The organism is uncultured Amaricoccus sp. (genome assembly GCF_937858865.1).
Classification (GTDB): domain Bacteria; phylum Pseudomonadota; class Alphaproteobacteria; order Rhodobacterales; family Rhodobacteraceae; genus Amaricoccus.
This window is the reverse complement of the sequence record NZ_CALLYO010000238.1, coordinates 1-1,604: the sequence shown is the minus strand read 5'-3', so window position 1 is coordinate 1,604 and position 1,604 is coordinate 1. Positions and strand designations below refer to the sequence as shown.

Below are 1,604 nucleotides of genomic sequence, written 5' to 3'. Positions count from 1 at the left end.
CACGGCCTCGCCCCGGAGCGCGCCCGCGCCCGCCTCTCCGGCCTCCTGATCGGCACCGAGCTCGCCGGCGCTCGCCCCTACTGGCTCGGCCGCGACGTCGTCCTGATCGGCGCCGACCGCCTCGCCCGCGCCTACCGCGACGCGCTGGCCGCCGCCGGCCTCGCCGCGCGCCTGCTCGACGCCACCGCCATGACGCAGCGCGGCCTCGCCGCCGCCCGCGCCCTGCTCGAAGCCGAAAGGTCCCGGCCATGACCCGCAACCTCATCGCCATCCTGCGCGGCCTCGAGCCGGGCGAGGCGGTCGCCATCGGCGAGACGCTGATCGCCGCCGGCATCGCCATGATCGAGGTGCCGCTCAACTCGCCCGAGCCGCTGAAGTCCATCGCCGCCATGCAGCAGGCGCTCGGGGATCGTGCCCGCATCGGCGCCGGCACCGTGCTCGAACCCGAAGAGGTGCGCGCCGTCGCGGCCACCGGCGCCAGCTTTGTCGTCTCGCCCAACTGCGACCCGCGCGTCATCGCCCGCAGCAAGCAGCTCGGCCTCGGCTCCTACCCCGGCGTCTTCACCGCCAGCGAATGCTTCGCCGCCCTCGCCGCCGGCGCCGATGCACTGAAGATCTTCCCCGCCGGCGTCATGGGCCCCGCCGGCATCGCCGCCCTCCGCGCCGTCCTGCCGCCGGGAACGCAGGTCTACGCCGTCGGCGGCGCCGCGCCCGCCGACTTCGCCGCCTGGCGCGCCGCCGGCGTCGACGGCTTCGGCCTCGGCAGCGCCCTCTTCCGGCCCGGCTGGTCAGCCGCCCGCGTCGCCGAGGCCGCCCGCGCCGCCGTCGCCGCCTGGGACGCCGCCCACGGCACCGCCGCCGCCTGACCGGCTGGCTGCGTCACGTCCGCCCGGCGCGGGAGAGCTGCACCGCCAGGATGCCGCCCATGATGATCGCGACGCCGAGGAGGTCGCGCCCGCTCACCCGCTCGCCGAGGATCGCCGCCGCGATCGCCACCCCGAGGAAGGGGTTGAGGAAGTGGAAGGTCGCCGCCCGCGTCGCCCCGACCCGGCGCACCAGCACGAACCAGATCATCGTCGCGATCACCCCCGAGACGATGGCCGAATAGAGGAAGGCGGCGAGGAAGCGCAGCGAGAAGCCGACCTCCCAGGTCTCGAAGGCGAGGCTCGCCGGGAAGAGCGCCACCGCGCCCACCAGCATCTGCAGCCCGACGACGATCCAGAGCTTGCCGCTCGCCGCGGCGTTGCGCAGCGTCAGCGTCGCGACGGCGAGCGCGATCACCCCGACCAGGCAGGCCGCGACGCCCGTCGCGTCGAGCCCCTGCCCGAGCCGCCCGGCCATGATGACGAGGACCCCGGCGAAGCCGGCGAAAAGCCCGGCGACGGCGAGCGGCGCCAGGCGATGCCCGAGGAAGAGCCGCCCGAGCGCCGCGACGAAGAGCGGCAGCGAGCTGGCGATGATCGCCGCGAGCCCCGCCTCCACCGTCTGCATCGCCAGATGGAAGAGCCCGAGGTAGAGCGCGTTCTGGCAGATGCCGAACAGCACCACTGCCTGCCACTCCGCCCGCGTCAGCCGCACCCGCTGGCCGGCGGCGAGGCCGATCG

3 protein-coding genes are annotated in these 1,604 nt (G+C 75.6%); 2 read left to right on the top strand and 1 reads right to left on the bottom strand.

Annotation, left to right across the window (positions count from 1 at the left end; all coding sequences use genetic code 11):
- Together Q0112_RS06570 and Q0112_RS06565 are read left to right on the top strand one after the other, a co-directional pair.
- On the top strand, positions 1 to 252 hold a 252-nt coding region (locus tag Q0112_RS06570), incomplete at its 5' end, for a 2-dehydro-3-deoxygalactonokinase (protein WP_297972983.1).
- Positions 249 to 866: a 2-dehydro-3-deoxy-6-phosphogalactonate aldolase gene (locus Q0112_RS06565; protein WP_297972980.1), complete on the top strand. Its 618-nt coding sequence runs from the start codon at positions 249 to 251 to the stop codon at positions 864 to 866. The genes Q0112_RS06570 and Q0112_RS06565, both read left to right, overlap by 4 nt.
- A 13-nt stretch (positions 867 to 879) precedes the next feature.
- On the opposite strand, the gene Q0112_RS06560 is transcribed toward Q0112_RS06565, so the two are convergent.
- On the bottom strand, positions 880 to 1,604 hold a 725-nt coding region (locus Q0112_RS06560), incomplete at its 5' end, for a DMT family transporter (protein ID WP_297972976.1).